The following is a 25,685-nucleotide window of genomic DNA, read 5'->3' on the forward strand; positions in this document are numbered from 1 at the left end:
GGGCCGGCGGCCGACGGTGTGACGGGCGGGGCGCCCGGCGCGGACGGGGCCCGGGAACGTACGATCGGCGAATGGCTGACATGACGGAAACCACGCCAGGCTGGCTCGCCCCCGAGGAACTAGAGACCACCCGCGCCAAGATGCCGATCCTGTACGTCGAGGCCGTGCCGGTCCGCGTCGACGACGCCGGCGAGGTCACCCAGATCGGCCTCCTGCTGCGGATCGGACCGGACGGGACGGTCAGCCGCACGCTGGTCTCCGGCCGGGTGCTGCACCACGAGCGGATCCGCGACGCCCTGCTGCGCCATCTGGAGAAGGACCTCGGCCCGGTGGCACTGCCCCGGATCCCGGCCTCGCTGCAACCGTTCACGGTCGCCGAGTACTTCCCGACCCTGGGGATCACCGAGTTCCACGACCCGCGCCAGCACGCGGTGTCGCTGGCGTACGTCGTGCCGGTGGCCGGCGACTGCCGGCCCCGCCAGGACGCGCTCGACCTGGTCTGGTTCAGCCCGCAGGAGGCCGCCTCCCCGCTGGTGCAGCAGGACATGCCCGGTGGTCAGGGGGCGCTGCTCAAGCGGGCTCTGGCGCACGTCGGCTGCCTGAGCTGAGCCCTCCGGCCGGGGCCCGCACCTCGCCGGATGCGGGCCCCGGCCGGGAGTCGGTCAGGGCTGGTCGGGGAGCCCGTCAGGCTCCGGCGGACGCCAGGCGCGCGGTGCGCCGGGCGGTCGCCTCGACCGGGTCCAGCACCGGCACGGCCGCCAGCAGGCCCTTGGTGTACGCGTGCTGGGGGGAGTCGTACACGGCGTCGGCGTCGCCCTGCTCCACGATCCGCCCGGCCCGCATCACCGCGACCCGGTCGCTCACCTGCCGGACCACGGCCAGGTCGTGGGCGATGAAGACCAGCGCGAGGCCGAGGTCGCGCTGCAACTCGCCGAGCAACGCGACCACCTGGGCCTGGGTGGTGACGTCCAGTGCGGAGACCGGCTCGTCGCAGACGATCAGTCGCGGCCGCGGTGCGAGCGCCCGGGCGATGCCGACCCGCTGGCGCTGTCCGCCGGAGAACTCGTGCGGATAGCGGTGGTACCAGTCGGCGTCGAGGCCCACCCGTTCGAGGAGCTCGCCGACCCGGGCGCGGATGCGGCGCTCGTCGCTCTCACCGGCGATGCGCAGCGGGTCGGCGATGGACTCCCCGATGCTGCGGCGCGGGTTGAGCGAGGACACCGGGTCCTGGAAGACCATCTGCAACTCCCGCCGGAGCGGGCGCAGTTCCTTCTCCCCGAGCGCTCCGATGTCCCGGCCGCGGTAGTGGAGCCGGCCGCCGGTCGGCTCCAGCAGCCGGACCAGCATCCGCCCGAGCGTGGTCTTGCCGGAGCCGGACTCGCCGACGATGCCCAGCGTCTCGCCCGCGCGCACGGTGAGCGAGACGCCGTCCACGGCGGCCACGGGGGCCGCGCGGCGGGTGAGGCCGCCGCGGGTGGCGAACTCCCGGCGCAGGTCGGTGGCTTCGAGCAGAACGTCGCTGTCCGTGCGCTCGGCGACTCCGTCGGCGGCGGTGCCTCCGGCAGGTCCGGCAGGTCCGGAGGGTCCGGCAGGCCCGGCAGGCCCGGTCAGGGCGCCCGGAGCGTCGACCCGGGGCACCGCCGACAGCAGCGCGCGGGTGTACGGCTCGCGCGGCGCGCCCAGCACCTCGGTGACCGGGCCGTGTTCCACCGCCCGGCCGTCCTTCATCACCAGCACCCGGTCGACGCTCCCGGCGACCACCCCCAGATCGTGGGTGACCAGGACCAGCCCGGCCCCGGTCTCGGCCCGCAACTCGTGCAGCAGGTCGAGGATCTGGGCCTGGACGGTGACGTCCAGCGCGGTCGTGGGCTCGTCGGCGACCAGCAGCCGCGGCTCGCAGGCCAGGGCCATCGCGATCAGCACCCGCTGGCGCATGCCGCCGCTGAACTCGTGCGGGCGCGACCGCGAGCGCCGCGCCGGATCGGGGATGCCGACGCGGCCGAGCACCTCGACGGCCCGGGCCCTGGCGGCCCGGCGGGAGACGGCCCGGTGGACCCGTACGACCTCGGCGATCTGGTCGCCCACGGCGTAGTACGGGTCGAGGGCGGAGAGCGGGTCCTGGAACACCATGGCCGCCAACCCGCCGCGCAGCCGCCGCAGTTCGTCGCCCTCGGCGGTGACGGCGTCGACGCCGGCGACCCGGACGGAGCCGCCGACCCGGGCGCCGGTGCCGCGGTGCAGGCCGAGCAGTCCGTAGGCGACGGTGCTCTTGCCCGATCCGGACTCGCCGACGATGCCGAGCGCCTGCCCGGCCTCCAGGGTGAAGCCCACGCCGTCGACGGCGCGTACGTGCCCGTCGCCGACCGGGAAGTCGACGACCAGGTCCCGGACGTCGACCAGGGGAGGAGTCAGGGGTTCGGCGCTCACGTCAGGACCACCCTTCGATCGGTCACCGCGTAGAGCACGTCCGCGACGACGTTGGCGAGGACCACGGCGAACCCGGTGACGAGGGTGAGGCCGACGACGGTCGGCAGGTCGATCAGGCTGACCGAGCTGACCAGCAGCTTGCCGAGCCCGGGGAGCCCGAACAGCGACTCGGTCAGCACGGCGGACCCGAACATCGTCCCGAGGTCCATGGCGGTGAGCGCGATCACCGGGGTGAGCGCGCCGCGCAGCGCGTGCCTGGTCACCAGGCGCCGCTCGCTGACGCCGTACGCCCGGAAGGTCCGGATGTGGTCGTCGGCGAGGATCTCCAGCATGGACGAGCGGGTCAGCCGGGCGTACTTGGCGGACTCGATGAGCGCGAGCGAGACCCAGGGCAGCAGCAGGCCCCAGAACCACTGCTGCGGGTCCTCGGTGAGCGGTACGTAGCTCGGGAACGGCAGCCACTGGAGCTGGGCGCACAGGACGATGAGCAGCACCAGGCCGATGACGAAGACCGGGATGGAGTTGCCGGCCAGCGTCAGCGCGGTCAGCAGCCGCTCGCCGAGCCGGCCCCGGCGCAGCGCGGAGAGCAGCCCGGTGCCGACCCCGAGGGCCAGCCAGAGCACCATCGCGCCGAGTGCCAGCGAGGCCGTCACCGGGAGCCGGGCGGCGATCATGTCGGTGACCTGCTCGCCGCTGCGGTAGGAGACGCCCAGGCACGGCGCCGGGCAGTGCAGCAGGCCCGTCCCGGCGCTGAAGTCGCGGCCGGCGACGACGCCCTGGAGGAAGTGGGCGTACTGGAGGTAGACCGGTGCGTCGAGGCCGAGGCGTTCGCGCACCTGGAGGACCTGGGCGGGGCTGCACTTCTCGCCGCAGGCCAGCTGGGCGGGGTCGCCGGGGGCGATGTAGAAGACCGCGTAGACGATCAGCGAGATGGCGAGCAGGACGCCGACCATGCCGATGGCCCTGCGGAGCAGGAAGCGGGTCATGCGGGGGCCTCCTCGGCGGTGGTCGACGGGCCGGGGCGGGCGGGGTCCGGCGTGCCGCCGCCCGGCGATGCGGTGCCCGGCGTGTCGCTGCCCGACGAGCCGGCGCCGCGCGCCGTTCCGACCCGCAGCCGGGAGGCCGCGCGGGGGTCGAGCTCGGTGCGGACGGCGTCGCCGAGCACGGTGAAGGCGAGCACGGTGGCGAACAGCAGCGCGGACGGGAGCAGCACGTACATCGGGTCGGCGCGGAACCAGGTGGTCGCGCCGGAGAGCATCTGGCCCCACGACGAGGTCGGCGGCTTGACGCCCACGCCGAGGAAGGACAGCCCGGCCTCGGCGATCACGTTGGACGGCAGCAGCACCGCGGCGTAGGTGATGACCGGCGCCGCCAGGGACGGCAGCAGCTCCCGGCGGGCGATCCGCCACCGGGTGGCGCCGGCGAGCCGGGCCGCGGCCACGTAGTCGAGCTGGCGGAGGCTGAGCGTCTGCGCCCGGACCAGCCGGGCGGTGCCGGCCCAGCCGAGCAGCCCGATGACCAGGGTCAGCAGGAGCGGGCGGGGGAAGTCGGAGGGCACGACGGCCATCAGCGAGATGGCGAAGACCAGCGTGGGCAGCGCGAGCATCACCTCGGTGGTGTTGCCGATCAGCTGGTCGAGCAGCCGGCTGCCGAGGCCCGCGGCGAGGCCGACCAGGACGCCGATGGTGACCTGGACGAGGGTGGCGCCGACGGCGACGAGCAGCGAGATCCGGGCGCCGTGGACCAGCCGGGCGAACACGTCGCGCCCGGTGCCGGGTTCGACGCCGAGCCAGTGTTCGGCGCTGACGCCGCCGAAGGAGCCGGTGGGCACCCCGCCGGCCGCCGAGTCGAGCAGGTCGTTGTGGTAGCTGGTGGGGTCCTGGCCCTCGATCGCGCTGAGCAGCGGTGCCGCTGCCGCGATCAGGGCGAGCAGGGCGATGACGAGGCAGGCGGCGAGGACGGCGCGCCGCGCGAGCAGCCGCCGCCACACCGTCCGGCCCCCGGCGGCCGGGGAGGCCGCGAGGGCCTCCCCGGCCCGGGGTTCCTGTGGAGCCATGGTTGTCTGACCGATCCGTCCGATCCCGTCCGCTACTTGACCGCGACCTGGGAGATGTCGAGCACGCCCGTCCAGTCGCTGATGACGATGTTGCGGACGTCCTTGCCCGACAGCCGCTTGTAGACGGGGTGGAACAGCGGGACGGTCAGGGCCTGGTCGCCGATCCGCTTGTCCAGGGCGCCCCAGCGCTTGGCGGCCTCGGCGTGGTCGGTGATCTTGTTGATCTGGTCGATCTCGTCGTTCACCGACGGGTCGTCCAGCTGCGCGGAGTTGAAGTTGTAGCCGTCGGTGACGATCTGCCGGCCGTCGAAGATCGGCGCGAGGAACGGGCCGCCGGAGGGCCAGTCGGCGCCCCAGCCGGAGAGGAAGAGGCCGGGTTCGGTGCTGACGGTGTGGATCGTCTTGGAGTACCTGGTGGAGTCCAGGGCGTCGAGCTGGACGGTGATCCCGGCCGCCTTCAGGCCGTCCTGGACGGCGGTGGCCAGGTCCGGGCCGTAGCCCTTCCCCGCGGCGCTGGAGTGGGTGAGCGTGATGGTCAGGCCGTCCGGGTAGCCGGCCTCCTTCAGCAGTTCCTTGGCCTTCTCCGGGTTTCCGGTGGGGCCGGCCGGGAACGGGTCGTACGGCGTGTACCCGAAGGTCTCCTGGGTGGGCAGGTAGGTGGTGGCGGCCTCGGCGAGCGAGGAGCCGCCGGCGGCGTTGACGACCGAGGTGCGGTTGAGCGCGTAGGCGACGGCCTGCCGGACCTTGGGGTTGTCGAAGGGCTTGACCTTGGGGTTGAACGCCAGGTAGTTGACGTAGCCGAAGTGGCCGGTGCCGACGCGGGCGGCGAGGGCCTTGTCGTCCTTCACCTGGGCGAGCTCGGAGGGGCCGAGGTTGGTGTCGGTGGTGACGGCGGCCGCGTCGGCGCCGGTGCCGGCGGTGAGCCGCTGGTTGATCACCGCCGGGTCGAGCCCGGACTGCACGTCGACGGTGTCCGGGTACGCCTTGCGCTGGTCGTCGTTGGCCGCGGACCAGTTGGGGTTGCGCTTGAGGACGAGGTGTGCGCCGTCGTTCTCGTTCTTGACGACCTGGTAGGGGCCGGAGGAGACGGGGTGCTCCTGGTACTTCGTCCCGGTGTCCTTGGCCTTCGGGACGGGGGCGAACTGCGTCTGGGTGGCCAGGTACGGGAAGTCGCCCTCGGGCTTGTTGAGGCGGAAGACGATGGTCTTCTCGTCCGGCGTCTCGATCGCGTCCAGGGTGCGGCCGTCCTTGTACGGGCCCTGGTAGTCGGCGGCGCCGACCAGCCAGTCCCTCAGGAACGGTGCGCCGCCGGAGAGTTCGGGGGCGAATGACCTTTCGATGCCGTACTTGATATCGGCGGTGGTGATCGGCGAGCCGTCCTCGTACTTCAGGCCGTCCTTGAGGTGGTACGTCCAGACGGTGGCGCCCTCGGAGGGGGTGCCGGTGTCGGTGGCGAGGTCGGGGACGACCTTGGTGCCGGCCGCGCCGTCGGCGCGGTTGCGGGTGGTGAGGGTGCGGAAGACCAGGGAGGGGACGTTGCCGCCGCCGGAGGTGTAGAGCCGTGCGGGGTCGAACTGCTCCTGGGGGAGCTGGTTGAGGACGGTGAGGGTGCCGCCCTGCTGCGGTGCGGCGTCCTTGCCGGCGCTTCCACCGCCCTCGCCCTTCGGTCCGCACGCCGCCACTGCGACGGCCAGGGCGACGGTGACGGTCGCCGCGGCGAGGTGGCGGGGGGTGAAGGTGGTTCGAGACATCGGAAAGGGGGCCTTTCGCTACCGATGGTGTACGGAGGAAGGCGGGCGACAGTGAGGCTGTGAGGAGAGTGAGCGGCACCGCGCCCGCAGGAAGGGGCGACGTCCCGGGGCGGCGATCACCGCTACGCGTCGGGACAGGCGGATTCAGCGACAGAGATTGTCGGAAACGCAGTGCGCGGCCACGCCGATCAGCGCCAGCTCAATGGCGGCGCACTCGATCGGGTGACGGTCAGACATGCCGAGAAGACTGTATGACTTTAAGCGGAATGTCAAAACTCCGGATAACATCCGGCCGCCACGGGAACGCCGGGAACGGATTACGGCCCGGGCGCCGGGAGATCGCGCGGAAGCGGGGGAAACCCGGGGCCCGTGCCCACCGGACCGGCGGGCGCGACATCACCCGAGTGGGTGCCGCGACCCTTCGGGGCGCCGGCGCCCCGAAGGCCCGCAACCGCCCGCCGGGCGGCCGTCCAGGGCCCTCGCGCACCTCCGTCTGCGGGTTGCCGCGCGCGGGCGCCTGCCCAAGCATGGGTGAACGTGATCGGCGATCGCGCGCAGCGCGGCCGCCCTACCGAGCGGAGCCGGACGTGGCCCCTTACCTCGAAACCGATCAGGACGCCCTGGTGGCGAGCGCACTCGCCGGATTCGCCCGGGCCCACCCATCGCTCGTCGTCCACGACCCCGACCTCGGATTCGTCCGCGCCCGTGACCGGGCCCCCGGACGCCGGGTCGGACTGCTCTCCGGCGGCGGCTCCGGGCACGAGCCCCTGCACGTCGGATTCGTCGGCCGGGGCATGCTCGACGCCGCCTGCCCGGGCCGGATCTTCGCCTCACCGCACAACCGGCAGATCTTCGAGGCCTCGCGCGCGGTCGCCGGCGAGGACGGCGTCCTGCACATCGTGAAGAACTACACCGGCGACCGGATCAACTTCGGCATCGCGGCCGAACGGCTGCACCGCCAGGGCATACCGTGCGCCAGGGTCCTGGTGGACGACGACCTCGCCTCCGAGTCCGAGTCCGTCGCCGCGGGCCGGCGCGGGACGGCGGCCACCGTCCTGGTGCAGAAGATCCTCGGAGCGGCCGCCGACCTCGGCCTCGGACTGGCGGAACTCTCCCTTCTGGGAGCCGAGTTGGCCGGGCGTTGCCGCAGCATCGCGGTGGCCGGCGCCGCACACACCTCCCCGGCCACCGGCCGGCCGGCCTTCGAGGTGTCGGACCGGACGGTCGAGTTCGGCGTCGGCATCCACGGCGAACGGGCCGAACTCTCCCTGGAATGCGAACCACTGGCCGTCCTGGTGGGCCGGATGGCGCTGCGCCTGCTGGAGGCGCTGCGCCCGGCCCGCGCCCCCCTCGTCGCGCTGGTCAACGGGCTGGGCGCGACCACCGGCCTGGAGCTGTACGCGGTCCTGTACGAACTGGCCGCCGTCCTGGACACCGGCGGGCGCCGCCTGGCGCGCAGCCTGGTCGGCGACTACGTCACCGCCCTCGACATGCGGGGGTTCTCGATCACCCTGCTGGCCGCCGACGAACAGACGCTCGCGCTGCTCGACGCCCCCGCGTACACGGCGGCCTGGCCGGTCGCGCAATCGGCGCCGGCCCCCGGTCACCAGGAGGTCAGGAGATGACGGGCACGAAGGCCTTCGACGGCGTCTTCACGGCGGGCTGGATGCGGCGGTTCGCCGAGACCGTCGCGGTCACCGAGGAGGAGCTCACCCGGCTCGACCAGGCCGCCGGGGACGGCGACTTCGGCGTCAATCTGCTCACCGGCGTGCGGTGCGCCCTGGCCGCGCTGGACCGGCTGCCACCGGGGCGCCAGGCCGCGGCGGTACCGCTGGGCGCGGCGGCGGGCGCGTTCCTGGACGAGGTCGGCGGGACGAGCGGGCCGCTGTTCGGCCTGGTGCTCCAGGAGCTGGCGGCGGCCGTCGGCACCGGCCCGCTGACCGGCCCGGCCCTCGCCCGGGGAGCGACGGCGGCGCTGGAGGCCGTCCAGCGGGTGGGGGAGGCGCGGCCGGGTGACAAGACGCTCGTCGACGCCCTGCACCCGGCCGCCCTGGCCCTGCGCGGCTGCACTCCCGATGCCCGCCCGGACGACTGCCTCGCGGCGGCCGCCGCCGCCGCCGCGGCGGGCGTCCGCCGGACCAGGGCCCTGCGGGCCCGCCGCGGCCGGGCCAGCTATCTCGGCGAACGGGCCTCGGGAGTGCCCGACCCGGGCGCCGTGGGCATCGCGCTGCTGTTCGCCTCGGCGCACGCGGTGCCGCGGACGCTGGACGGCGTGCTGTGCGATGACAGCGCTGCTGACAGCGCGTCCACCGACGCCGCGCCGACCGACGCCGCGTCCACCGACACCACGTCCACCGACACCGCGTTCGGCGGACCCGATCCGCTGTGCGGCCCCGAGCCGGCCCCCGCCGGACCGTGACCGCTGGGCCCCGGCCGGGCGGCGCCCAGCCGGCTCCCCAGCCGGCTTGCGCTCCGCCGGGCGCTGCTCGGCCAGGGGCTGCCCGGCCAGGGGCTGCTCAGCTGGTGAGGGCGAGAGCGCTCCGGCGCCGGACCCAGTCGAGCAGTCCCGGCTCGCCCAGGGTGGCGACCCACAGGTCGACCGCCTCCCGGGCCTCGGCCGACGGGTGCGGTCCGACACCGATCACCCGCAGCCCCGCCAGGACGGCCGAGCGGATGCCGCAGAAGGTGTCCTCCACGGCGAGGCAGTCGGTGGGCTCGGCGCCGCACAGCCGGGCGGCGGTCAGGTAGACGTCCGGCGCCGGCTTGGGCCCGATCCCCTCGGCCGGGACCACGATGTGCTCGAAGTGTTCGAGCAGTCCGGCGCCGCCGAGTCCGGCCTCGATCACGTCGCGCGGGCAGTTGCTGGCGACCGCCAGCGGGACGAACCCGCTGAGCCGGCCGACCAGTTCGGCCGCGCCCGGCATCGGGACCGGGTCGGCGTCGACGAGCGCCCGGAAGCTCGCCAGCAGCCGGTCGGTCAGCTCCGGTGCGAGCGAGGGATCGCCGGCGGTCTCGGCCATCAGTCGCCCGCAGTCCGAGTAGTGCAGCCCGGCCGCGCGCGCCGTGAACTCCGGTCCGGCCGTGAGTCCGTAGCCCCGCAGCACCTCCGCACGGGCCTGGTGCCAGTGCGACTCGGTGTCCATCAGCGTGCCGTCGCAGTCGAAGACGACGGCTGCAGGGGTCCAGTCGTTGATTCTCTCCACGGTCATGCCTACGCCCTTCAGGTGGGATTGGCTCTGTGGGATTCGCCGGAGTGCGCGTCGGGACGAGGGGGGCGGCCACGGCCTGGGGCCGTCGCCGCTTGCCGACCTGTCCGGGGCCGGAATCTGGAGTGCGGCACAACGACGCGCCTCGGCGTCCGGGCCGGAGAAAACGACCCGGAACATAACGATCGCAACGTTACGATCGATATGTTTCGCGGTCAAACTTGGCGGCCGTAGATTTGCCGGGTCTTTACTTCAATAGCCCAACGACCCTGCGGCGGTGATATGACCGTTCTGACGAATATGAAAAACGCACAAATGCTCGTACTCGGTGATGTCGACTTCCGGGAGGGGGGCGAACTCGGTGAACCGCACGGCCTTCATCCGGTAGTCGACGGGGTGCGACAGCCGCCCCGCGCTCCGCAGTGCCGCGGCCTGCCGGGCCGCCTCCAGCAACACCATGCCGGGCATGTGGTCGGACGGGTGGTCGAAGAAGAACGGGTGCGCCGGATCGGCCGGGCAGATCAGGAGCGCATCGTCCGCCCGCGAACCGCTGCCCGTGCGTGAACGGCCGCCCGCGCGCGTCACCAGCACGTCGGAGGGCAGGGCGACGCCGACCTCCGTCGGTGACGGGGGGTCGGGGGGCGGGCCGGAGTCCGCGGGATCCCCGGCCAGCGCGGTGCCGCGCAGGACCGGGTAGACGGGCCGTTCGACGAAGCGCGTGCCGCCCTCGATCCGGGCGAACACCACTCCCCGCGCGGAGCAGTCGACCCGCAGCCGCATGCTGGTGGGCCGGTGGTTTTCGGCCGAGGTCCGCAGGTCGTGCACCTGGGCCCGGCAGAGGACCGCCGCCGGGCCGTCACCGCGCGGTTCGGCCGCCGGGTCGACCCGGCAGGACACGTCGGTGATCAGCAGGTGCGTGTCGGCCGGCACGCCGTAGTGGCGCAGCGGCAGGTAGATGCCCAGCTGACGGGCGGTCTCCACGGCGATCAGCGGGTCGTGCCGCTCTCCGCGTCCGCGCGGGAAGGTCGGGTGGGAGCGGGGCCACTGGGCCGCTGCCTCGAAGCGGTCGCCGCCTCGGGCCCGGACGTCGGTCAGCAGCACCTCCGCCACGGCGGCGCGGTGGACCAGTTCACGGGGGACCGTGCGGGACCAGCTGAGCGGTCGGGCAGGATGCCGGGCCGCCGAGGAGGGGAGGAAATCCAGCATCTTCATATTTACAGAAAATATCAATCTCCTTGGTTTCGCATGTCGTCAGTTGGCGCTCCGGCCCGCAGATCACTACAGTGCGTGCGAAAAGCCGGGGTGATCTTGAAAAGGCAGAGGCGCGTGCAGAATCGGGCGGAGACGACACGGAGGTCAGTCCTCGAATCAGCTGCGCGTTTGTTCGACGAACGCGGGTACGCGGGCACCAGCATCAGCGACATCAGCGCGGCCTCCGGCAGGACGAGCGGGGCCATCTACTTCCACTACACCAGCAAGGAGAACCTGGCCCGTGCCGTGATCGAAGCGCACTTCGCCACCTGGCCGGAGCTCGTCGCGCGCCACACCCGCACGCCGGTGCCGGCGCTGGAGCAACTCGTCCGGCTGAGCTTCGCGGTGGCGCGGGCCTTCCGCGACGACGTCGTGGTCCGGGCCGGCGCCCGGCTCTGGTCCGAGCGGGCGGCCATCGACGCCGACCTCCCGGTCCCGTTCGTGGGGTGGATCGACACCGTGCGCGTCCTGCTCGAACGGGCGGGCGGCGAGGGCGAGCTCGCCGCCCGGGTCGACCCGTCGACCGCGGCTCACGGCGTGATCTGCGCGTTCTTCGGGCTGCACACCGTCTCCGACGCGATCGACGGACGGCGCACCATCGAGGAGCGCCTGTGCGACCTGTGGGAACTGCTGCTGCCGGGGCTCCAGAAGAACCCCGACCCGGCCGCCCTGCTCGCCTCGGTCCGGCCCAGGGCGTCCGTGCGCGCCGACGGGTGGGGAAACGGCGGGAATTGACGCGGAATCGACCCCCCGTCTTCCGGGAGGAGGCCGCGCCGTCGGGTACCGGGCCCTAGCATGAATCACCACGTCCGGGGCCGGCGGTAAGCGGCGGAGAAGAGGCGTCAGGGCTATGGCAGCGGTTCAATGGGCGGCCGGGCCGTCCGGTCAGGGGTCTGTCCAGGTACTGGAGTTCCTGTTCGCCTTCCTGCTCTCCGGCCTGATCGGGGTCGAGCGGCAGATCCGCCAGAAGTCCGCCGGCCTGCGGACGTACACGACGGTGGGCAGCGGCGCGGCGCTGTTCACCCTGGTGAGCAAGTACGGTTTCGCCGACGTGATGCGCGCGGGCACCGTCGAGCTGGACCCGTCGCGGATGGCCGCGCAGATCGTGTCGGGGCTGGGCTTCATCGGCGCCGGGGTGATCTTCGTGCACCGGGGCTGGGTGCAGGGGCTGACGACGGCGGCCACGATCTGGCTCACCGCGGCGGTGGGCTCCGCCGCGGCCGCGGGCCTGCCGCTGCTCGCGGCGCTGACCGTCGCGGCGTACTTCCTCGCGTCCTACGCGATCAGGCCGTTGCTCAACCGCCTGCCCGCGCTGCACCGGCCGGCGGTCTCGTACCGCATCGTCTACCGTCCGGGCAGGGGGGTGCTTCGGGACGTGCTGGACCAGTGCACCCGGGCCGGCTTCGCCGTCTTCGAGCTGCGCACGCTGTCCGGCACGGACGGGGAACTGCCCGGCGAGGCCTCCGAGAAGCCCGTCGAGATCGCCCTGTCGGTGCAGGGGCAGGGCGACGCCGGCGGGCTCACCGCGCAGATCGCGGCCGTGGCCGGAGTGCTGACCTGCGTCTGCGGCCGGTCCGACGAGGAGTGACGTCCCGGCCGCGGGGGAGAGCGCGTCAGCGGACGCCGAGGGCCGGCAGGCGCTCCATGATCCGCTCCATGCCGCTGGTCCAGTTCGCCTCCAGGGCGGCGACGGCCTGTTCCACGTCGTCGTCGAGGAGGCACTGGGCGATCCGCTCGTGCTCCTCGGCGGCGCGTTCGAGGATCTCGTGGTCACCGACGACCACCCGCTCGTAGCGGTGGAGGGTGAGTTTGAGCGAGTCGATCAGCTCGCGCAGCCGGGTGTTGGAGCAGCCGGAGAGCAACAGCGCGTGCCAGGCGTCGTCGTAGCGCTCTATGGTGCCGTGCGGGGCCTGGGGCGCGGAGAAGGCGCGGGCCTCCGCCAGCAGCCGGGGCGCGATGGCCGAGAGGTGCGCACGGTCGGAGGTCCGCAGCGCCAGCGACTCCAGGGCGATCAGGATGGCCGTGAGGTCGAGGAACTCCTGCCGACCGGTGGGTGCGAAGCGAAAGCCCTTGCCGCGCTCGCTGGTGATGATGCCTTCGCGCTCCAGACTGATCAGCGCCTCGCGCAACGGGGTGCGGCTGACGCCCAGTTCCTCCGCGAGGTGGACCTCGTTGATCGACTCACCGGGGGTGAACCGGCCGTGGCCCAGCCGCTCCAGGAGTTCGTCCTTCACCTGTTCGCGCAGCGGACGCCGCTCGATCGCCATCGGGCTTTCCCTTCTTCCTCGGTCCGTAGCGTACCGGCCGGGCGACTGGTCAGGCGGTCCCGGCGCCGTCCACGGCGATGATCGCGCCGCTGACGAACGTGGAGGCGTCACTGGCGAGGAAGGCGACCGTCTGGGCGATGTCCCGAGGCTGGCCGATGCGGCCGAGCGGTCGGTCGGCGGCGTCGGCGTAGAAGGCGTCCGGGCTCTCGCCGAGCTGGCGGGCCTCCTCGGCGAGCATACCGGTGTTGGTGTCGCCGGGGCACACGCAGTTGACGCGGATGTTGTCGGGGCCGTGGTCGATGGCCATGGCCCGGGTCATGTTGACGACGGCGCCCTTGGAGGCGCAGTAGGAGACGGCCCGGCCGCCGCCCCGGATGCCCCAGCCGGAGCCGGTGTTGATGATGCTGCCGCCGCCGTTCGCGGCCATCAGCGGCACGACCAGCCCGCTGAGCAGCATGACGGAGCGGACGTTGACGGCCATCACCAGGTCCCAGTCGTCGTCGGCGATGTCGCGGACGGTGGACCGGCGGATGATCCCGGCGTTGTTGAACAGCACGTCGACGCCGCCGTGCAGGTCGACGGCGGTGCGTACGGCCCGTTCGCAGTCGGCGCGCTGGGAGACGTCGCAGCGGACGAAGGTGCCGCCGGTCTCCTTGGCGGCCTGTTCGCCGCGGTCGGCGTCGAGGTCGGCGAGGACGACGGCCGCGCCGAGTTCGGCCAGCAGCGCGGCGGTGGCCCGGCCGATGCCGGAGGCGGCGCCGGTGACGATGGCGCGCTTGCCGTGGAGGTCGATCACTGGGGGCTCCTCTTCAGGGGGTGTCAGGGGTGTCAGGGGGCTCAGGAGGTCTCAGGGGGGCGGGTTTCAGGCGGTCAGGCGGTAGACGGCGGCGGCGTGGCGGCCGGTGATCACCCGGACGTGCCCGGACAGGGCATCGTCCAGCTCCGGGTCGCCGGTGTCCAGCAGCAGCGGGCGGCCCGCGAGGGCGGCGAGCTTCGCCTCGGTGGCGAGGACGAGCAGCCGCTCGCGGCCGGTGGCGCGCAGCAGTTCGGGGGTGAACTGCTGGTTGCCGCGGCCGAGCAGGAAGCCCTGGCCGCCGATCGGTGAGAGCGCGATCCACGGGGCGGCGGGCAGGGCCAGCAGCTGGTCGGCCCGGGCGTCGCGGAGCACGATGCGGGCGCCGCCGCCCGGTTGGAGGCGGAGCACGTCGACGCCGGTCAGGCAGGCGTCCGCCGCGCCGAGCGCGGTGGCGACGGCGTGCGTGGTGCCTCCCGGGCCGAGGGCGAGCAGCCCGCCGGGGCCGACGCGTTCGGCGACCTCGGCGGCGATGCCGCCCAGTGCCTCGGGGTCGGCGGCGGAACTGCCGGTCTTGCGCTGCTGGACCCGGGCGGGCAGGACCGGGACGGTCAGCCACCCGTGCAGGCGGGCGGACACCCGGCCCTCCCGTAGCGCCGCCTCGTCGCGGTCCACGACCTCGGCGGACACCAGCCGGACGCCGCCGTTCGCCCAGGCCGCGGCCACCTCGGCGGCGGCGCGGGGGTGGACGGCGAAGACGGCGGAGTGCATCTTGACCCCGGCCGGGATGCCGAGGACGGGCGGTCCTGGCTCCGGACCGAGCATGCCGAGCATGCCGAGCGACCCGAGCGACCCGAGCGCGTCGAGGACGTCGCGGGCCGTGCCGTCGCCGCCGCAGAACAGCAGCAGACCGGCGCCGGCCGCGACGAGGGCGCGGACGGCCGCGCGGGTGTCCGCCGCGGTGGTGCCCGGGCCCGCGGGCCGGTGGACGACCGTCGCGTCGAGGCCGGCCGCCCGTGCCGCGTCCTCGCCCATCGGCCCGGCCGCCGTGAGCAAGGCCGACTGTGCTGCGAGCACCGTGAATTGACGAAGCGTCAGTTCGGCGCGGGAGGTCGCGGCCGGCCGGGCGCCGAGGGTGCGGGCCCGCTGCTGGACCTCGGCGCCGTCGCTGCCCTTGAGGCCGACCCGGCCGCCGAGTCCGGCGACCGGGTTGACCACGAGCCCGACGGTGGGGCGGGTCGTCGGGTCCCCGCCTGCCGGGCGGACGGCGGGAGTCGGACGACCGGCCCCGGGGCCCGCTGTCACGGCCGCTCGCCGAGGACCTTGCGGCGGTAGGCGCGCCAGCTGACGGCCCAGACCGCCGGGTCGTCCAGCGGTTCGTGCCGGATGCGGTGCACGGTGGAGTTGTGCGGGGCCGTGCGGACGGTCTCCGGGTCCTCGTAGGCCTCGCGGGCGACCTCGGCGAGGATCGCGGCGTACTCGTCCAGGTCGGCGCGGGAGTAGGACTCGGTCGGCTCCAGCGTCATCGGCTCGGGGACGACGTACGGGTGGTGGCTGGTCCAGTAGTGGGTGCCGAAGTCGGCGGCGCGGTACCCGAGGTCCTCGCTGTGCAGGCCGGTGTCCTCGTTGAGCTGCTGCCAGCTGTAGCGGACCTGCTCGACGCGCGGGCGCCCCTTGGCGTAGGGCACGGAGACGCCGCGGATCCGCCGGACCTGGTGCATCAGGTAGTTGTTGTTGAGCACGGCGGTCTCGGCCACCTCGCGCAGCCCCGCGGCGCCCATCGACATGATCCAGGCGTAGGCGCGGACCAGGTTCGGGACGACGCCCAGGTAGGGGCGGATCTTGCCGATGGACTCCGGCCGGTCGTGGTCCAGGACGTACCGCTCGCCGTCGAACTCGACGGTGGGGCTGGGCAGGTGGGGTGCGAGCTCGGCGGTGACGCCGCAGGCGCCGGCGGCGGGGCCGCCGCAGGCGTGCGGGGTGGAGAAGGTCTTGTGCAGGTTGAAGTGGCACAGGTCGAAGCCGGCCTCGCGGGCCCGGGTGATGCCGAGGACGCCGTTGGCGTTGGCCTGGTCGTAGGCGCACAGGCCGCCGGCGTCGTGCACGATGCGGACGAACTCGGCGATCCGGGGGTTGTAGATCCCGGTGTCCTCGGGGTTGGTGATGAGCAGCGCGGCGGTGCGCGGGCCGACGGCGGCGCGCAGCGCCTCGATGTCGGGGTAACCGTCCGCGTCCGGGTGCAGGGTGATCACCTTGAAGCCGGCGGTCTTGGCGCAGGCGGCGTTGGAGGGGTGCGAGAAGGCGGTGGTGATGACCTCGTCGCGCTGCTCCAGCTCGCCGCGGGCGGCGAAGTGGGCGCGGATGACGGAGACGTTGGTCCAGATCGCGGCGGAGCCGGCGCCGGGTTGCAGGGAGACCCGGTCCATGCCGGAGACCTCCTTGAGCAACTGCTCCAGCCGGTGGACGAGTTCGAGCACCCCTTGGACGGTCGAGGGGTCCTGGGCCGGGTGCAGGGCGGCGATGCGCGGGTCGCGGACGAAGGCGTCGTTGACCTTGGGGCTGTACTTCATGGTGCAGGTGCCCTGGCCGACGTCGACGTTGAGGTCGGCGCCGAGGTTCTCCTGGGAGAGCCGCAGGTAGTGGCGGAGCACCTGCTGCTGGCCGAGTTCGGGCAGCGCGGCCGGGGTGGCGCGGCGCAGCGCGGCGGGCAGGCGGTCGGCGGGGCTGCCGACGGCGGCGGTGACGCCGGGTCCGGGGGTCGGCGGCAGGACGCCGCGCTCGCCGGGCGCGCCCAGTTCGAAGATCAGCTTCTCGTCCCAGCGGGCCTGGTGGAAGCGGCGCAGGGCGGGCTTGGGGGCGATCCGCGGGTCGGTCCCACCGCTGTTCTGACGGTCCGTCACTTGACGATCTCCTCAAGGGCGGTGGCGAGGCGGTCGATGTCGGCCTGGGTGTGGAGCTCGGTCACGCAGTAGCGGCCCTCGTGTTCCCCGGCCGGGGTGCCGGCGTGCAGGCCGCGGGCGAGCAGCGCGGCGGCGACCTCGGCGGCGGTGCGCCCGCCGGTGTAGCGGACGGTGAAGTCGGCGAAGTGGACGGCCTCGGGGTCGGCGAGCTCCACGCCGGGTACCTGGGCGAGGCGCCGGCGGGCGTAGGCGGTGTTGGCGAGGACGGTCTCGCCGATCTCGCGCATGCCGTGCGGCCCCATCAGCGCGAGGTAGACCCCGGCGGCGATGCCGTGCAGGGCGGCGGCGGTGCCGACCCACTCCTTGCCCTCCTCGCGCAGGGCGAAGGAGGTGCGCTCGTAGGCGACGTCGCCGAAGCCGTACTCGCCCGGCACGTCGGTGGGGGTGAGGCCGAAGAGGCGGCTCGGGTACTCGGCCACCAGGCGTTCGTCGTCGGCGCTGGCGATGAAGCCCGCGTTGCCGCCGCCGAAGCTGGGGTGGATGCCGAGCGGCTGGAGGTCGCCGCAGGTGAGGTCGGCGCCGAAGGAGGCGGGCGGGGCGAGCACGCCGAGGCTCAGCGGGTTGGCGCCGATGACGGCCAGCGCGCCTGCCTGGTGGGCGAGTTCGACGTACTGCGGCAGTTCGGGGTCGACCCGGCCGCAGTGGTCGGTCAGCTCGGCGAAGACGGCGGCGGCGTCGCCGGCGGCGAGGGCGGCGCGGACGGCCCCGGGCTCGGCCGGGACGGGTACGAGGTCGTGGACGCCGCGCACGTAGTCGCGGATCCGGGAGAGCTTGTCCGGGTCGAGGTCGCCGACCAGCAGGAGGCGGCGGCGCCCGGTGGCCCGGCCGGCCATCCGCAGTGCGGTCGCGGCGGCCTGGAAACCGTCGTAGGTCGGCACGTTGACGACGTCGACGGCCAGCAGTTCGGCCATCAGCGACTGGTACTCCCACAGGGCCTGGAAGCGGCCGTGGTCCTCGTACGGCTCGCCGGCGTAGGCGGTGAGGAACTCGCTGCGGTTGACGACCTCGTCGACCACGGCGGGCACGTGGTGGCGGTAGCAGCCGGCGCCGAGGAAGCTGCGGCCGGGCGGGACGGCGGTGTTGCGGGCGAGCAACTCCTCCATGTGGGCGACCAGTTGCGCCTCGGAGCCGAGCGGCTCGGGAAGTCGTAGCGGGCGGTCCAGGCGGAGTTCGGCGGGGATGTCGGCGTAGAACTCCTCGACGCTGTGCGCGCCGATCGCCGCCAGCATGGCCTTCTTCACGTCGGGGGCGGAGTTGGGGATGTACGGGTGGGTCCGGGGGGCGCGTGCGGTCATCCTGGCACCTTCCGCGATTTCGGTCACAAGCCTTGACGGCACTGTGTGTGCTGAGTTCTGTATACAGCATTCGGCATTCACTCTTCAGGAGGCAAGATGTCGGGAGGAAAGAACTCAACCGGCACCCGGCACAGACGCCTTGACGCTCCGGCGGCCAGCCGGGCCGGATCCGGACCGGGCCCCACCCGGCGCCGGGTCCTCGGTGCCGGGCTCGCGGGCGGCGCGCTGCTGCTGACCGGGGCGACGGGCTGCGCCACCGGCGGAGCCGGCGCCCCGGACGCCAAACGGCTGGACGCGAGTTCGGGCGGCAAGGTCGCCGGGAAGATCACCATCTGGTCCTGGGACGTCGCCGCCAAGGCCATGCAACGGCTCGGCAAGGCCTTCGAACAGGCCCACCCCGGCACCACCGTCGACGTCGTCGACATCGGCTACGACAACGCCTACGACAAGATCACCGTCGGGCTCGGAGCCGGCAGCGGACTCCCCGACGTGCTGACCGTCGAGGGCCACCGGATGCCCACCTACATCGGCAACTTCCCCCACGCGCTGGTGGACCTGACCAGCCGGGCCGGCGGCCTCGCGAAGGACTTCGCACCGTCCGCCTGGCGCACCGTCACCGACGCGGGCGGCCGCGTCCTCGCCCTGCCATGGGACAGCGGCCCGTGCGCCCTGTTCTACCGTCGCGACCACTTCCAGCAGGCCGGAATCGACCCCGCCACCCTCACCACCTGGGACGACTACCTCGCCGCCGGCACCACCCTCAAGGACCGCACCGGCAGGAAACTGCTCATCCTGGACGCCAAGCAGGACAGCATGTTCGCCCTGCTGCTCCAACAGCAGGGCCAGGGCTGGTTCGTCGACGGCAAGGTCGCCGTCGCCTCACCCGCCGCCGAACGGGCGCTCACCCTGATGAAGCAACTCGTCGACCGGGGCCTGGTCGACTTCGAGAACGGCTGGGACGGCCTGGTCTCCGGCACCCACGACGGCAAGGCCGCCACCACCCCCACCGCCGCCTGGTGGGACGGCACCCTCACCGGCGACATGGCCGACCTGAACGGCGAGTTCGGCGTCGTCCCCCTGCCCGCTTTCGACCCCGGCGGCTGCCGCACCTCCAACAGCGGCGGCTCCACCCTCTCCGTCACCGCCCAGAGCAAGAACCCCGAACTCGCCTGGGAATTCCTCTCCTTCCTGCTCGCCGACCGGGCCAACCAGGCCTCGATGATGGAGCACGAAGGCCTCTTCCCCGCCTACCTCCCGGCCCTGGACGACCCGTACTTCCAGCGGCCGGACCCGTACTACGCGAACCAGCCCGCCATGCGGCTCTTCGCCGACCTCGCCCGGTCCATCCCCACCGTCGAGAGCACCGCCGACGACTCCAAGGCCGGCGACATCGTCAACACCGCCGTCAACCAGGTGCTGCACAACGGAGCCGACCCCGGCACCGTGCTGCGCTCCGCCGCCCGCCAGATCGCCACCGCGACCAGTCGCCAGCCGGCCCCGTAGGGACACGCGCCATGACCAGTCTCCAGGCCCCCGCCCCCCGGGTGGCCGCCGCGCCCGCGCGCACCGCGCCCACCCGGCGACGACGGCTGCCACGCTCCGCGGCCTGGCTCTTCGCCGGGCCCACGGCCGTGCTCTTCATCCTCTTCTTCGCCTATCCGCTCGGCGCCAGCCTCTACCAGAGCTTCACCGCCCGCCGGGACGGCGCCACCGTCTGGGTCGGCCTGGACCAGTACCGGCGGATGCTGGACGACCCGGCCTTCCTGCACTCCCTGGTCAACACCGGGATGATCCTGGCCGTCCAGGTGCCCGTGATGATCGGCCTGGCGCTGGTGCTGGCCGTCCTGCTGAACCAGTCCTGGCTGCGCTTCCGAGCCGGCTGGCGGGCCGTCTTCTTCCTGCCCGCCGTCACCACGCTGGTCGCCTACGCCGTCGTCTTCCAGGTGCTGCTGCGCACCGACGGCGGCCTGGCCAACCAGCTCCTGCACGCCCTGGGCGCCGGCCCCGTCGACTGGCTCAACTCGCCCACCTGGGCCCGGATCTCCCTGATCGGCTCGGTCACCTGGCGCTGGACCGGATACAACGCCGTCATCCTACTCGCCGGCCTGCACGCCATCGGCCGGGACCAGTACGAGGCCGCGGCCCTCGACGGCGCGGGCACGCTGCGCACCTACACCAGCGTGATCCTGCCGCAGCTGCGGCCGGTGGTGCTGTTCTGCGTCATCACCTCCACCATCGGCACGCTCCAACTCTTCGACGAGAACTACGTGCTGACGCGCGGCGGCCCCGGCGACGCGACCCTCACCCCGGTGGTCTACCTGTACAAGGTCGGCTTCCAGCAGCTCGACTTCGGGTACGCGGCCGCGATCGCCTGGGTCGTGGTGCTGGTCATCGCCGCCGTCTCCCTCCTCCAGTTCCGGTTCTACGGAAGGGAACGCCGCCGATGAGCGCCACCTCCGCCCGCCCCCGGCCGCGGCCCGCCCGACCGCCGTCCGTCCGCCCACCGGTGGCCCGCCCGCTGACCGCCCGGCTCGGCCGCGGCGCCGTCCTGGCCGTGCTCGCCCTCGGCGCCGTCGTCAGCCTGGTGCCGTTCGCCTGGATGCTGATCGCCAGCACCCACAGCAGCTCCGAACTCTTCCACTCCCCGCCGCCGTTCCTGCCCGGCGGGGAACTGCTGCGCAACCTGGCGCACCTCCAGCAGAGCATCGGCTTCGGCCGGGTGCTGCTCAACAGCCTCGGCGTGGCCGTCGTCTACACCGCGCTGAGCTCCCTGCTGTCGGCCATGTGCGGCTACGGGCTGGCCAAGTACCGGTTCCGGGGCCGCGGGCTGCTGCTCGGGCTGGTGCTGGCGACCATGATGATCCCGCTCCAGGTGCTGCTCGTCCCGCTGTTCCAGATGATGGCCAGCGTCGGCTGGATCGACAGCTACCAGGCGGTCATCCTGCCCTTCCTGGCCAACTCCTTCGGCATCCTGCTGATGCGCCAGGGCTTCCTGGACTTCCCCGACGAACTCCTGGAGTCGGCGCGCATCGACGGCTCCGGCGAACTGCGCACCTTCTACCAGGTGGTCCTGCCGTGCGTGCGGCCGCAGCTGGGCGCGCTCGTGATCTTCACCTTCATGGGCCAGTGGAACAGCTTCATCTGGCCGCTGCTGATGCTCAACACCGAGGACAAGTACACCGTGCCGGTGGCGCTCAACACGCTGACCGGGCTGACCCACGTCGACTACTCCGGCCTCATGCTCGGCTCCCTGCTGGCCACCCTCCCGCTGGTGCTGCTCTTCCTGGTGTTCCAGCGGCAGTTCGTGGCCGGCCTGCTCGGCGGAGCGCTGAAAGGATGACCCCCCGCATGACCTCCCGCACTCCTTCCCGCACGGCCGCGCTCACCCGCGTCCCCGGCCTCCTCTACGGCGGGGACTGGAACCCCGAGCAGTGGTCCGAGGAGGTGTGGGCCGAGGACGTGAAGCTGATGGCCGAGGCCGGGGTCAACCTGGTCACCGTCGGGGTCTTCTCCTGGGCGCGGCTCCAACCCGCTTCCGACAGCTGGGACTTCGGCTGGCTGGACCGCCTCCTCGACCTCGTCCACGGCCACGGCATCGCCGTCGACCTGGCCACCGCCACCGCCTCGCCGCCCGCCTGGCTGGTCCGCGCCCACCCCGAGCTGCTGCCCGTCACCGCCGACGGCGTCCGGCTGGAGTTCGGCTCGCGCCAGCACTACTGCCCCTCCTCCGCCGTCTACCGGGCCGCCGCCGCCCGGCTCACCCGGGCCCTCGCCGAGCGCTACCACGACCACCCCGCACTCGCCCTGTGGCACATCCACAACGAGTACGGAGACCACGTCCAGGAGTGCTTCTGCCCCGCGTCCGCCGCCGACTTCCGGCGCTGGCTGCGCGAGCGGCACGGCGACGTCGACGAACTCAACCGGTCCTGGGGGACGGCGTTCTGGTCGCAGCGCTACGGCTCGTTCGACGAGATCGAACCGCCGCGCGCCGCGCCGGGACCGGTCAACCCGACCCAGCTGCTCGACTGGCGCCGGTTCTGCTCCGACGCGCTGCTGGCCCTGCACCGCACCGAGAAGGCCGTCCTCGACGAGGTCTCACCGGGCGTGCCCGTCACCACCAACTTCATGTCGATGCTCAAGTCGCTGGACTACTGGGAGTGGAGCCGCCACGAGGACCTCGTCTCCGACGACGCCTACCCCGACCCGGCCGACCCCCGCACACACGTCAACGCGGCCATGAACTACGACCTGATGCGCTCCCTCAAGGGCGGCAAACCGTGGCTGCTGATGGAACAGGCCCCCTCCGCCGTCAGCTGGCGCCCCGTCAACCTGCCCAAACCGCCCGGACTGTACCGGCTGTGGTCGCTCCAGGCGCTGGCCCGGGGCGCGGACGGCGTACTGCACTTCCAGTGGCGCGCCTCCGTCGCCGGGGCCGAGAAGTTCCACAGCGCGATGCTCCCGCACCGCGGCACCTCCTCGCGCGGCTGGCGGGAGACCGTCCGATTCGGGGCCGAGCTGCGCCGACTGGGCGAGATCGCGGGCAGCCGGATCCGCGGGCGGGCGGCCGTCCTGCTCGACTGGGACAGCTGGTGGGCGCTGGAGCTGGACGACCACCCCTCCGCGCGGATGCGCTGGCTCGACCTGCTCCGGCCCTGGTACGCGGCCCTCCACGACCGCGGCGTGACCGTCGACTTCGTCCCGCCCACCGGCGACCTCGACGGCTACCGGCTGCTGCTCGCCCCCAACCTGTACCTGCTCGACACCGCCACCGCCGACCGGCTCACCGCCTTCGTCCAGGCGGGCGGCCACCTGGTCTGCGGCCCGTTCAGCGGCATCAGCGACCGGCACGACCACCTCCACCCCGGCGGCCACCCCGGGCCGCTGCGGCCGCTGTTCGGCCTCGTCGTGGACGAGCACTGGCCGATCCCCGACGGGGCCGCCACCACCGTGCGGCTCGACGGCGGCGGGCCGGAACTGCGGGCCGAGCACTGGAGCGAATGGATCGACACCGAGGGCGCCGAGACCGTCGCCCGCTACGCCTCCGGCGAGCTGACGGGCCTGCCCGCCGTCACCCGGCACCGCCACGGCACCGGCAGCGCCTGGTACCTCGGCTGCCACCTCGGCGCGGACGTCGGCCGGGTGCTCGACCTGCCGCTCGCCGAAGCCGGGGTGGGCGCCGAACTGCCCGGTCTGCCGGCCGGCGTCGAGGCCACCCGCCGCCACGCCGCCGACGGCACCGACTACCTGTTCCTGCTCAACCACGGCCCCGCCGCCTGCCGGGTGGCGCTGGACCGGCCCGGCACCGACCTGCTCACCGGCGCCGGCACCGGCCGGGGCCTCACCCTCGCACCGCTCGGCGCCGCCGTCGTCCGCGTCCCTGCGGCCGGCCCCGATCCGGCCTCCCCGTCCCCGTCTCCGTCCACGCCCGCCGAGGAGCGCACATGACGCCGCTGTCCCGCCGCCGACTCCTGGCCGCCACCGCCGCCACCGGCACCGCCCTCGCCGTGGCCGGCGGCGTCGCACCGGCCGCCCGCGCCGACGACCGGCAGGCCGCCCCGTCCGACCTGGCTGACCCGTCCGACCTGTCCGATCTGTCCGACCGCTACGCCGACGTCCTCGACCTGCACGGCACCCCGGCGCAGGCCTACCCCGGCGACGCCACCGGGAACAACCCGATCAACGTCTTCGCCGACCTCGGCGCCTGGCACGCCTACGCCCTGCCGCGCCCGCAGGACCCGCTCGGCGGCTTCAGCGGCCCCCTCCACCTCGCCCAGGAATACCCGTGGTGGCTCAGCGACGGCCTCAACCGCCTCCAACTGACCGAGCGGGGAAGGATCCTGGATCTCGCCGCCGGCGGCGCCCCCCGGCTCACCTCGCTGCCCGGGCTGCTGCGCCAGTCCTACGACCTCGGCGGCCGCCTCGCGCTCACCCTGGAACTGCGCTTCGCCGGCAACCGCACCGCCCTGGTCAGGGCCCGGCTGGCCAACGGCGGCCCGGCCGCACGGACCCTCCAGGTCGCCTGGACCGGGACACTGCTGCGCCCGGCCACCGGTCCCCAGCACGACGCCCCCGCCCTGGTCGCCGCCGAGCGCGGCGTCGCCGTCCGGTTCGCCCGGGTCCGGCAGACCTGGGACTACCTCACCGACGGCACCGAGCGCTTCGAAGTCCGCCACGCGGCGCCGGTGCGCACCACCGTCAGCGGCGACGGCCACCGCACCGAACTGGCCGGGCCCGTCCGGCTGGCCCCGGGCGCCGTCCGCACCCTGGACTGGGCCGAGAGCTACACCTTCACCGACGCCGAGCGCTCCCGCGCCGTCGCCGAGGCGGACGCCGCGCTGCGCGCCCCCGACCGGGTCGCCGCGGCGGGCGCCGCCCGCTGGGCCGGGTACGTCGCCCGGGCGACCGAGGGCGTCCCCGCCGCGCGCCGCCGGACGGCCGTCAAATGCGTGCAGACCCTGGTCACCAACTGGCGCAGCCCGGCCGGGCGGATCCGGCACGACGCGGTCACACCCACGCTCTCGTACAAGTGGTTCAGCGGGGTCTGGGCCTGGGACACCTGGAAGCAGGCCGCCGGCACCGCCGTCTTCGCCCCCGACCTGGCCGCCGACCAGATCCGGGCGATGTTCGACCACCAGATCCGGCCCGACTCCGCCGACCGCCCGCAGGACGCCGGGATGATCCCGGACTGCGTCTTCTACAACGACCCGAGCACCGGCGGCGGCAACTGGAACGAGCGCAACTCCAAACCCCCGCTGGCGTCCTGGGCGGTCTGGGAGGTCTACCGGCGCGGCGGCGACCGGTCGTTCCTGCGCGAGCTGCTGCCCAAACTGACCGCCTACCAGGACTGGTGGTACCGCACCCGGGACCACGACGGCGAAGGCCTGTGCGAGTACGGCGCCACCGTCGACCCGGGCAACGCCGCCCCGGCGGACTGCCTGGCGGCGGCGGCCTGGGAGTCCGGTATGGACAACGCGCCGCGCTTCGACGCCGCCCTCGGCGCCGCCGTCGTCGCCAACCGCAGCGCGCAGGGCGCCCTGCTGGGCTGGTCGCTCACCCAGCGCTCCGTCGACCTGAACGCCTACCTGGCCGCCGACCACCGCGCCCTGGCCGCCATCGCCGCCGAACTCGGCGACCGCACCGCCGCCCAGCGGCTGCGCGGACGGGCCGAGGCGATCGACCGGGCCGTCCGCGACACCATGTTCGACCCGGCCACGGGCTGGTTCCACGACACCGACCTGGCCACCGGCGCCCGCCTCACCGCGCGCGGGCGCGGCATCGAGGGCGCGATCCCGCTCTGGTCCGGCACCGCCTCGCCCGCCCAGGCCCGCGCGGTCCGCGGGCTCCTGCTCGACCCGGCCGAGTTCGGCACCGCGCTGCCGTTCCCGACCGTCGCCCGCAGCTCGCCCTCCTTCGACCCGGCCGGGTACTGGCGGGGGCTGGCCTGGATCGACCAGACCTACTTCGCCATCGAAGGCCTGCGCCGGTACGGCTGGAACCAGGACGCCCGCCGGGCGACGGACCGGCTGCTGGCGACGGCCGCCGGGCTCGGCGGCGACGCTCCGGTGCGGGAGAACTACGACCCGCTGACGGGGGAGGGGCGGAACTCGACCAACTTCAGCTGGTCCGCCGCCCTGCTCCTGCTGCTGCTCCGGGCCTGACCGATTTGGCCCGGGCCTGCC

At 73.6% G+C, this 25,685-nt stretch carries 21 protein-coding genes and 1 pseudogene; 10 read left to right on the forward strand and 12 right to left on the reverse strand.

The annotated features are described in order from the left end of the window. The first annotated feature begins 80 nt into the window (after window positions 1-80). The gene (locus tag ACIQVZ_RS36180) at window positions 81-608 is read left to right on the forward strand and encodes an NUDIX hydrolase family protein (protein ID WP_350884975.1); all 528 of its coding nucleotides are present in this window, start codon (window positions 81-83) and stop codon (window positions 606-608) included. Between the two features lie 76 nt (window positions 609-684). Here the strand turns inward: ACIQVZ_RS36180 and ACIQVZ_RS36185 are convergent, their stop codons facing one another. The 5 genes from ACIQVZ_RS36185 to ACIQVZ_RS36205 all read right to left on the reverse strand — a co-directional run bounded on the left by ACIQVZ_RS36185 (window position 685) and on the right by ACIQVZ_RS36205 (window position 6,471). Beyond that, on the reverse strand, window positions 685-2,412 hold the full coding sequence (locus ACIQVZ_RS36185) for an ABC transporter ATP-binding protein (protein ID WP_402456123.1): 1,728 nt from the start codon (window positions 2,410-2,412) through the stop codon (window positions 685-687). An 11-nt stretch (window positions 2,413-2,423) separates the two neighbouring features. Further along, window positions 2,424-3,413, reverse strand: a complete 990-nt coding sequence (locus ACIQVZ_RS36190; protein ID WP_402456082.1) for an ABC transporter permease — start codon at window positions 3,411-3,413, stop codon at window positions 2,424-2,426. Then, a complete protein-coding gene (locus tag ACIQVZ_RS36195) occupies window positions 3,410-4,483 on the reverse strand; it encodes an ABC transporter permease (protein WP_402456083.1) in 1,074 nt (357 codons plus the stop codon). The genes ACIQVZ_RS36190 and ACIQVZ_RS36195 overlap by 4 nt, the downstream gene beginning before the upstream one ends. Window positions 4,484-4,515: 32 nt before the next feature. Beyond that, complete coding sequence (locus tag ACIQVZ_RS36200) at window positions 4,516-6,234, reverse strand: ABC transporter substrate-binding protein (RefSeq protein ID WP_402456085.1); 1,719 nt, start codon at window positions 6,232-6,234, stop codon at window positions 4,516-4,518. A 144-nt stretch (window positions 6,235-6,378) separates the two neighbouring features. After that, window positions 6,379-6,471: an Ms4533A family Cys-rich leader peptide gene (locus ACIQVZ_RS36205; RefSeq protein WP_317620150.1), complete on the reverse strand. Its 93-nt coding sequence runs from the start codon at window positions 6,469-6,471 to the stop codon at window positions 6,379-6,381. Window positions 6,472-6,821: 350 nt separating this feature from the next. Here ACIQVZ_RS36205 and ACIQVZ_RS36210 point away from each other — a divergent pair, with 350 nt between their 5' ends. Together ACIQVZ_RS36210 and dhaL are read left to right on the forward strand one after the other, a co-directional pair. Then, window positions 6,822-7,859, forward strand: a complete 1,038-nt coding sequence (locus tag ACIQVZ_RS36210) for a dihydroxyacetone kinase subunit DhaK (protein WP_402456086.1) — start codon at window positions 6,822-6,824, stop codon at window positions 7,857-7,859. Next, window positions 7,856-8,512: pseudogene (gene dhaL, locus ACIQVZ_RS36215) on the forward strand (dihydroxyacetone kinase subunit DhaL); the annotation flags it as partial. The gene ACIQVZ_RS36210 and the pseudogene dhaL, both read left to right, overlap by 4 nt. Window positions 8,513-8,750: 238 nt before the next feature. On the opposite strand, the gene ACIQVZ_RS36220 reads toward dhaL, so the two are convergent. Both ACIQVZ_RS36220 and ACIQVZ_RS36225 read right to left on the reverse strand, forming a co-directional pair. Further along, complete coding sequence (locus ACIQVZ_RS36220) at window positions 8,751-9,443, reverse strand: HAD family phosphatase (RefSeq protein WP_350884921.1); 693 nt, start codon at window positions 9,441-9,443, stop codon at window positions 8,751-8,753. 249 nt (window positions 9,444-9,692) lie between these two features. Beyond that, complete coding sequence (locus ACIQVZ_RS36225) at window positions 9,693-10,652, reverse strand: ScbA/BarX family gamma-butyrolactone biosynthesis protein (protein WP_402456089.1); 960 nt, start codon at window positions 10,650-10,652, stop codon at window positions 9,693-9,695. A gap of 114 nt (window positions 10,653-10,766) precedes the next feature. On the opposite strand from ACIQVZ_RS36225, the gene ACIQVZ_RS36230 reads away from it, so the two are divergent. Then, window positions 10,767-11,426 carry a ScbR family autoregulator-binding transcription factor gene (locus ACIQVZ_RS36230; protein ID WP_402456091.1) on the forward strand — a complete coding sequence of 220 codons (660 nt, stop codon included), beginning with the start codon at window positions 10,767-10,769 and terminating at the stop codon, window positions 11,424-11,426. 115 nt (window positions 11,427-11,541) lie between these two features. Beyond that, entirely contained in the window at window positions 11,542-12,279 is a 738-nt protein-coding gene (locus tag ACIQVZ_RS36235) for an MgtC/SapB family protein (protein WP_402456093.1), read from the forward strand. 25 nt (window positions 12,280-12,304) lie between these two features. Here the strand turns inward: ACIQVZ_RS36235 and ACIQVZ_RS36240 are convergent, their stop codons facing one another. The 5 genes from ACIQVZ_RS36240 to gcvPA form a co-directional block, all read right to left on the reverse strand. Further along, window positions 12,305-12,958 carry a GntR family transcriptional regulator gene (locus ACIQVZ_RS36240; RefSeq protein ID WP_350884929.1) on the reverse strand — a complete coding sequence of 218 codons (654 nt, stop codon included), beginning with the start codon at window positions 12,956-12,958 and terminating at the stop codon, window positions 12,305-12,307. Between the two features lie 49 nt (window positions 12,959-13,007). Next, window positions 13,008-13,754: a glucose 1-dehydrogenase gene (locus tag ACIQVZ_RS36245; RefSeq protein WP_350884931.1), complete on the reverse strand. Its 747-nt coding sequence runs from the start codon at window positions 13,752-13,754 to the stop codon at window positions 13,008-13,010. A gap of 66 nt (window positions 13,755-13,820) precedes the next feature. Then, window positions 13,821-14,969 (reverse strand): ATP-NAD kinase family protein, encoded by a 1,149-nt coding sequence (locus ACIQVZ_RS36250; RefSeq protein ID WP_402456095.1) that lies wholly within the window; start codon window positions 14,967-14,969, stop codon window positions 13,821-13,823. 83 nt (window positions 14,970-15,052) lie between these two features. Then, window positions 15,053-16,651, reverse strand: coding sequence for an aminomethyl-transferring glycine dehydrogenase subunit GcvPB (gcvPB, locus tag ACIQVZ_RS36255; protein ID WP_402456097.1), 1,599 nt, complete (start codon window positions 16,649-16,651; stop codon window positions 15,053-15,055). Next, window positions 16,648-18,006 (reverse strand): aminomethyl-transferring glycine dehydrogenase subunit GcvPA, encoded by a 1,359-nt coding sequence (gcvPA, locus tag ACIQVZ_RS36260; RefSeq protein WP_402456099.1) that lies wholly within the window; start codon window positions 18,004-18,006, stop codon window positions 16,648-16,650. Before gcvPA ends, gcvPB begins: the two co-directional genes overlap by 4 nt. Before the next feature lie 96 nt (window positions 18,007-18,102). Here gcvPA and ACIQVZ_RS36265 point away from each other — a divergent pair, with 96 nt between their 5' ends. Genes ACIQVZ_RS36265 through ACIQVZ_RS36285 form a run of 5 tightly spaced genes read left to right on the forward strand, consistent with a single transcriptional unit; the run spans window position 18,103 to window position 25,664 of the window. Further along, the gene (locus ACIQVZ_RS36265; protein ID WP_350884940.1) at window positions 18,103-19,509 is read left to right on the forward strand and encodes a sugar ABC transporter substrate-binding protein; all 1,407 of its coding nucleotides are present in this window, start codon (window positions 18,103-18,105) and stop codon (window positions 19,507-19,509) included. 11 nt (window positions 19,510-19,520) lie between these two features. Next, complete coding sequence (locus ACIQVZ_RS36270) at window positions 19,521-20,453, forward strand: sugar ABC transporter permease (protein ID WP_350884942.1); 933 nt, start codon at window positions 19,521-19,523, stop codon at window positions 20,451-20,453. After that, window positions 20,450-21,346: a carbohydrate ABC transporter permease gene (locus ACIQVZ_RS36275; protein WP_350884944.1), complete on the forward strand. Its 897-nt coding sequence runs from the start codon at window positions 20,450-20,452 to the stop codon at window positions 21,344-21,346. The genes ACIQVZ_RS36270 and ACIQVZ_RS36275 overlap by 4 nt, the downstream gene beginning before the upstream one ends. 8 nt (window positions 21,347-21,354) lie before the next feature. Continuing rightward, window positions 21,355-23,451 (forward strand): beta-galactosidase, encoded by a 2,097-nt coding sequence (locus ACIQVZ_RS36280; protein WP_402456102.1) that lies wholly within the window; start codon window positions 21,355-21,357, stop codon window positions 23,449-23,451. Continuing rightward, window positions 23,448-25,664, forward strand: a complete 2,217-nt coding sequence (locus ACIQVZ_RS36285; RefSeq protein WP_402456104.1) for an MGH1-like glycoside hydrolase domain-containing protein — start codon at window positions 23,448-23,450, stop codon at window positions 25,662-25,664. Before ACIQVZ_RS36280 ends, ACIQVZ_RS36285 begins: the two co-directional genes overlap by 4 nt. The last annotated feature ends 21 nt before the right edge of the window (window positions 25,665-25,685 follow it).

Source organism: Kitasatospora sp. NPDC098663, from assembly GCF_044760075.1.
GTDB lineage: Bacteria > Actinomycetota > Actinomycetes > Streptomycetales > Streptomycetaceae > Kitasatospora.

What these genes read in the sequence shown, in the direction of transcription:
- ACIQVZ_RS36180 (WP_350884975.1), top strand. Translation starts at nt 81, where the DNA reads ATGACGGAAACCACGCCAGGCTGGCTCGCCCCCGAGGAACTAGAGACC.
- ACIQVZ_RS36190 (WP_402456082.1), bottom strand. Translation starts at nt 3,413, where the DNA reads ATGACCCGCTTCCTGCTCCGCAGGGCCATCGGCATGGTCGGCGTCCTG.
- ACIQVZ_RS36195 (WP_402456083.1), bottom strand. Translation starts at nt 4,483, where the DNA reads ATGGCTCCACAGGAACCCCGGGCCGGGGAGGCCCTCGCGGCCTCCCCG.
- ACIQVZ_RS36200 (WP_402456085.1), bottom strand. Translation starts at nt 6,234, where the DNA reads ATGTCTCGAACCACCTTCACCCCCCGCCACCTCGCCGCGGCGACCGTC.
- ACIQVZ_RS36205 (WP_317620150.1), bottom strand. Translation starts at nt 6,471, where the DNA reads ATGTCTGACCGTCACCCGATCGAGTGCGCCGCCATTGAGCTGGCGCTG.
- ACIQVZ_RS36220 (WP_350884921.1), bottom strand. Translation starts at nt 9,443, where the DNA reads ATGACCGTGGAGAGAATCAACGACTGGACCCCTGCAGCCGTCGTCTTC.
- ACIQVZ_RS36225 (WP_402456089.1), bottom strand. Translation starts at nt 10,652, where the DNA reads ATGAAGATGCTGGATTTCCTCCCCTCCTCGGCGGCCCGGCATCCTGCC.
- ACIQVZ_RS36235 (WP_402456093.1), top strand. Translation starts at nt 11,542, where the DNA reads ATGGCAGCGGTTCAATGGGCGGCCGGGCCGTCCGGTCAGGGGTCTGTC.
- ACIQVZ_RS36240 (WP_350884929.1), bottom strand. Translation starts at nt 12,958, where the DNA reads ATGGCGATCGAGCGGCGTCCGCTGCGCGAACAGGTGAAGGACGAACTC.
- gcvPA (WP_402456099.1), bottom strand. Translation starts at nt 18,006, where the DNA reads ATGACCGCACGCGCCCCCCGGACCCACCCGTACATCCCCAACTCCGCC.
- ACIQVZ_RS36265 (WP_350884940.1), top strand. Translation starts at nt 18,103, where the DNA reads ATGTCGGGAGGAAAGAACTCAACCGGCACCCGGCACAGACGCCTTGAC.
- ACIQVZ_RS36270 (WP_350884942.1), top strand. Translation starts at nt 19,521, where the DNA reads ATGACCAGTCTCCAGGCCCCCGCCCCCCGGGTGGCCGCCGCGCCCGCG.
- ACIQVZ_RS36275 (WP_350884944.1), top strand. Translation starts at nt 20,450, where the DNA reads ATGAGCGCCACCTCCGCCCGCCCCCGGCCGCGGCCCGCCCGACCGCCG.
- ACIQVZ_RS36280 (WP_402456102.1), top strand. Translation starts at nt 21,355, where the DNA reads ATGACCTCCCGCACTCCTTCCCGCACGGCCGCGCTCACCCGCGTCCCC.
- ACIQVZ_RS36285 (WP_402456104.1), top strand. Translation starts at nt 23,448, where the DNA reads ATGACGCCGCTGTCCCGCCGCCGACTCCTGGCCGCCACCGCCGCCACC.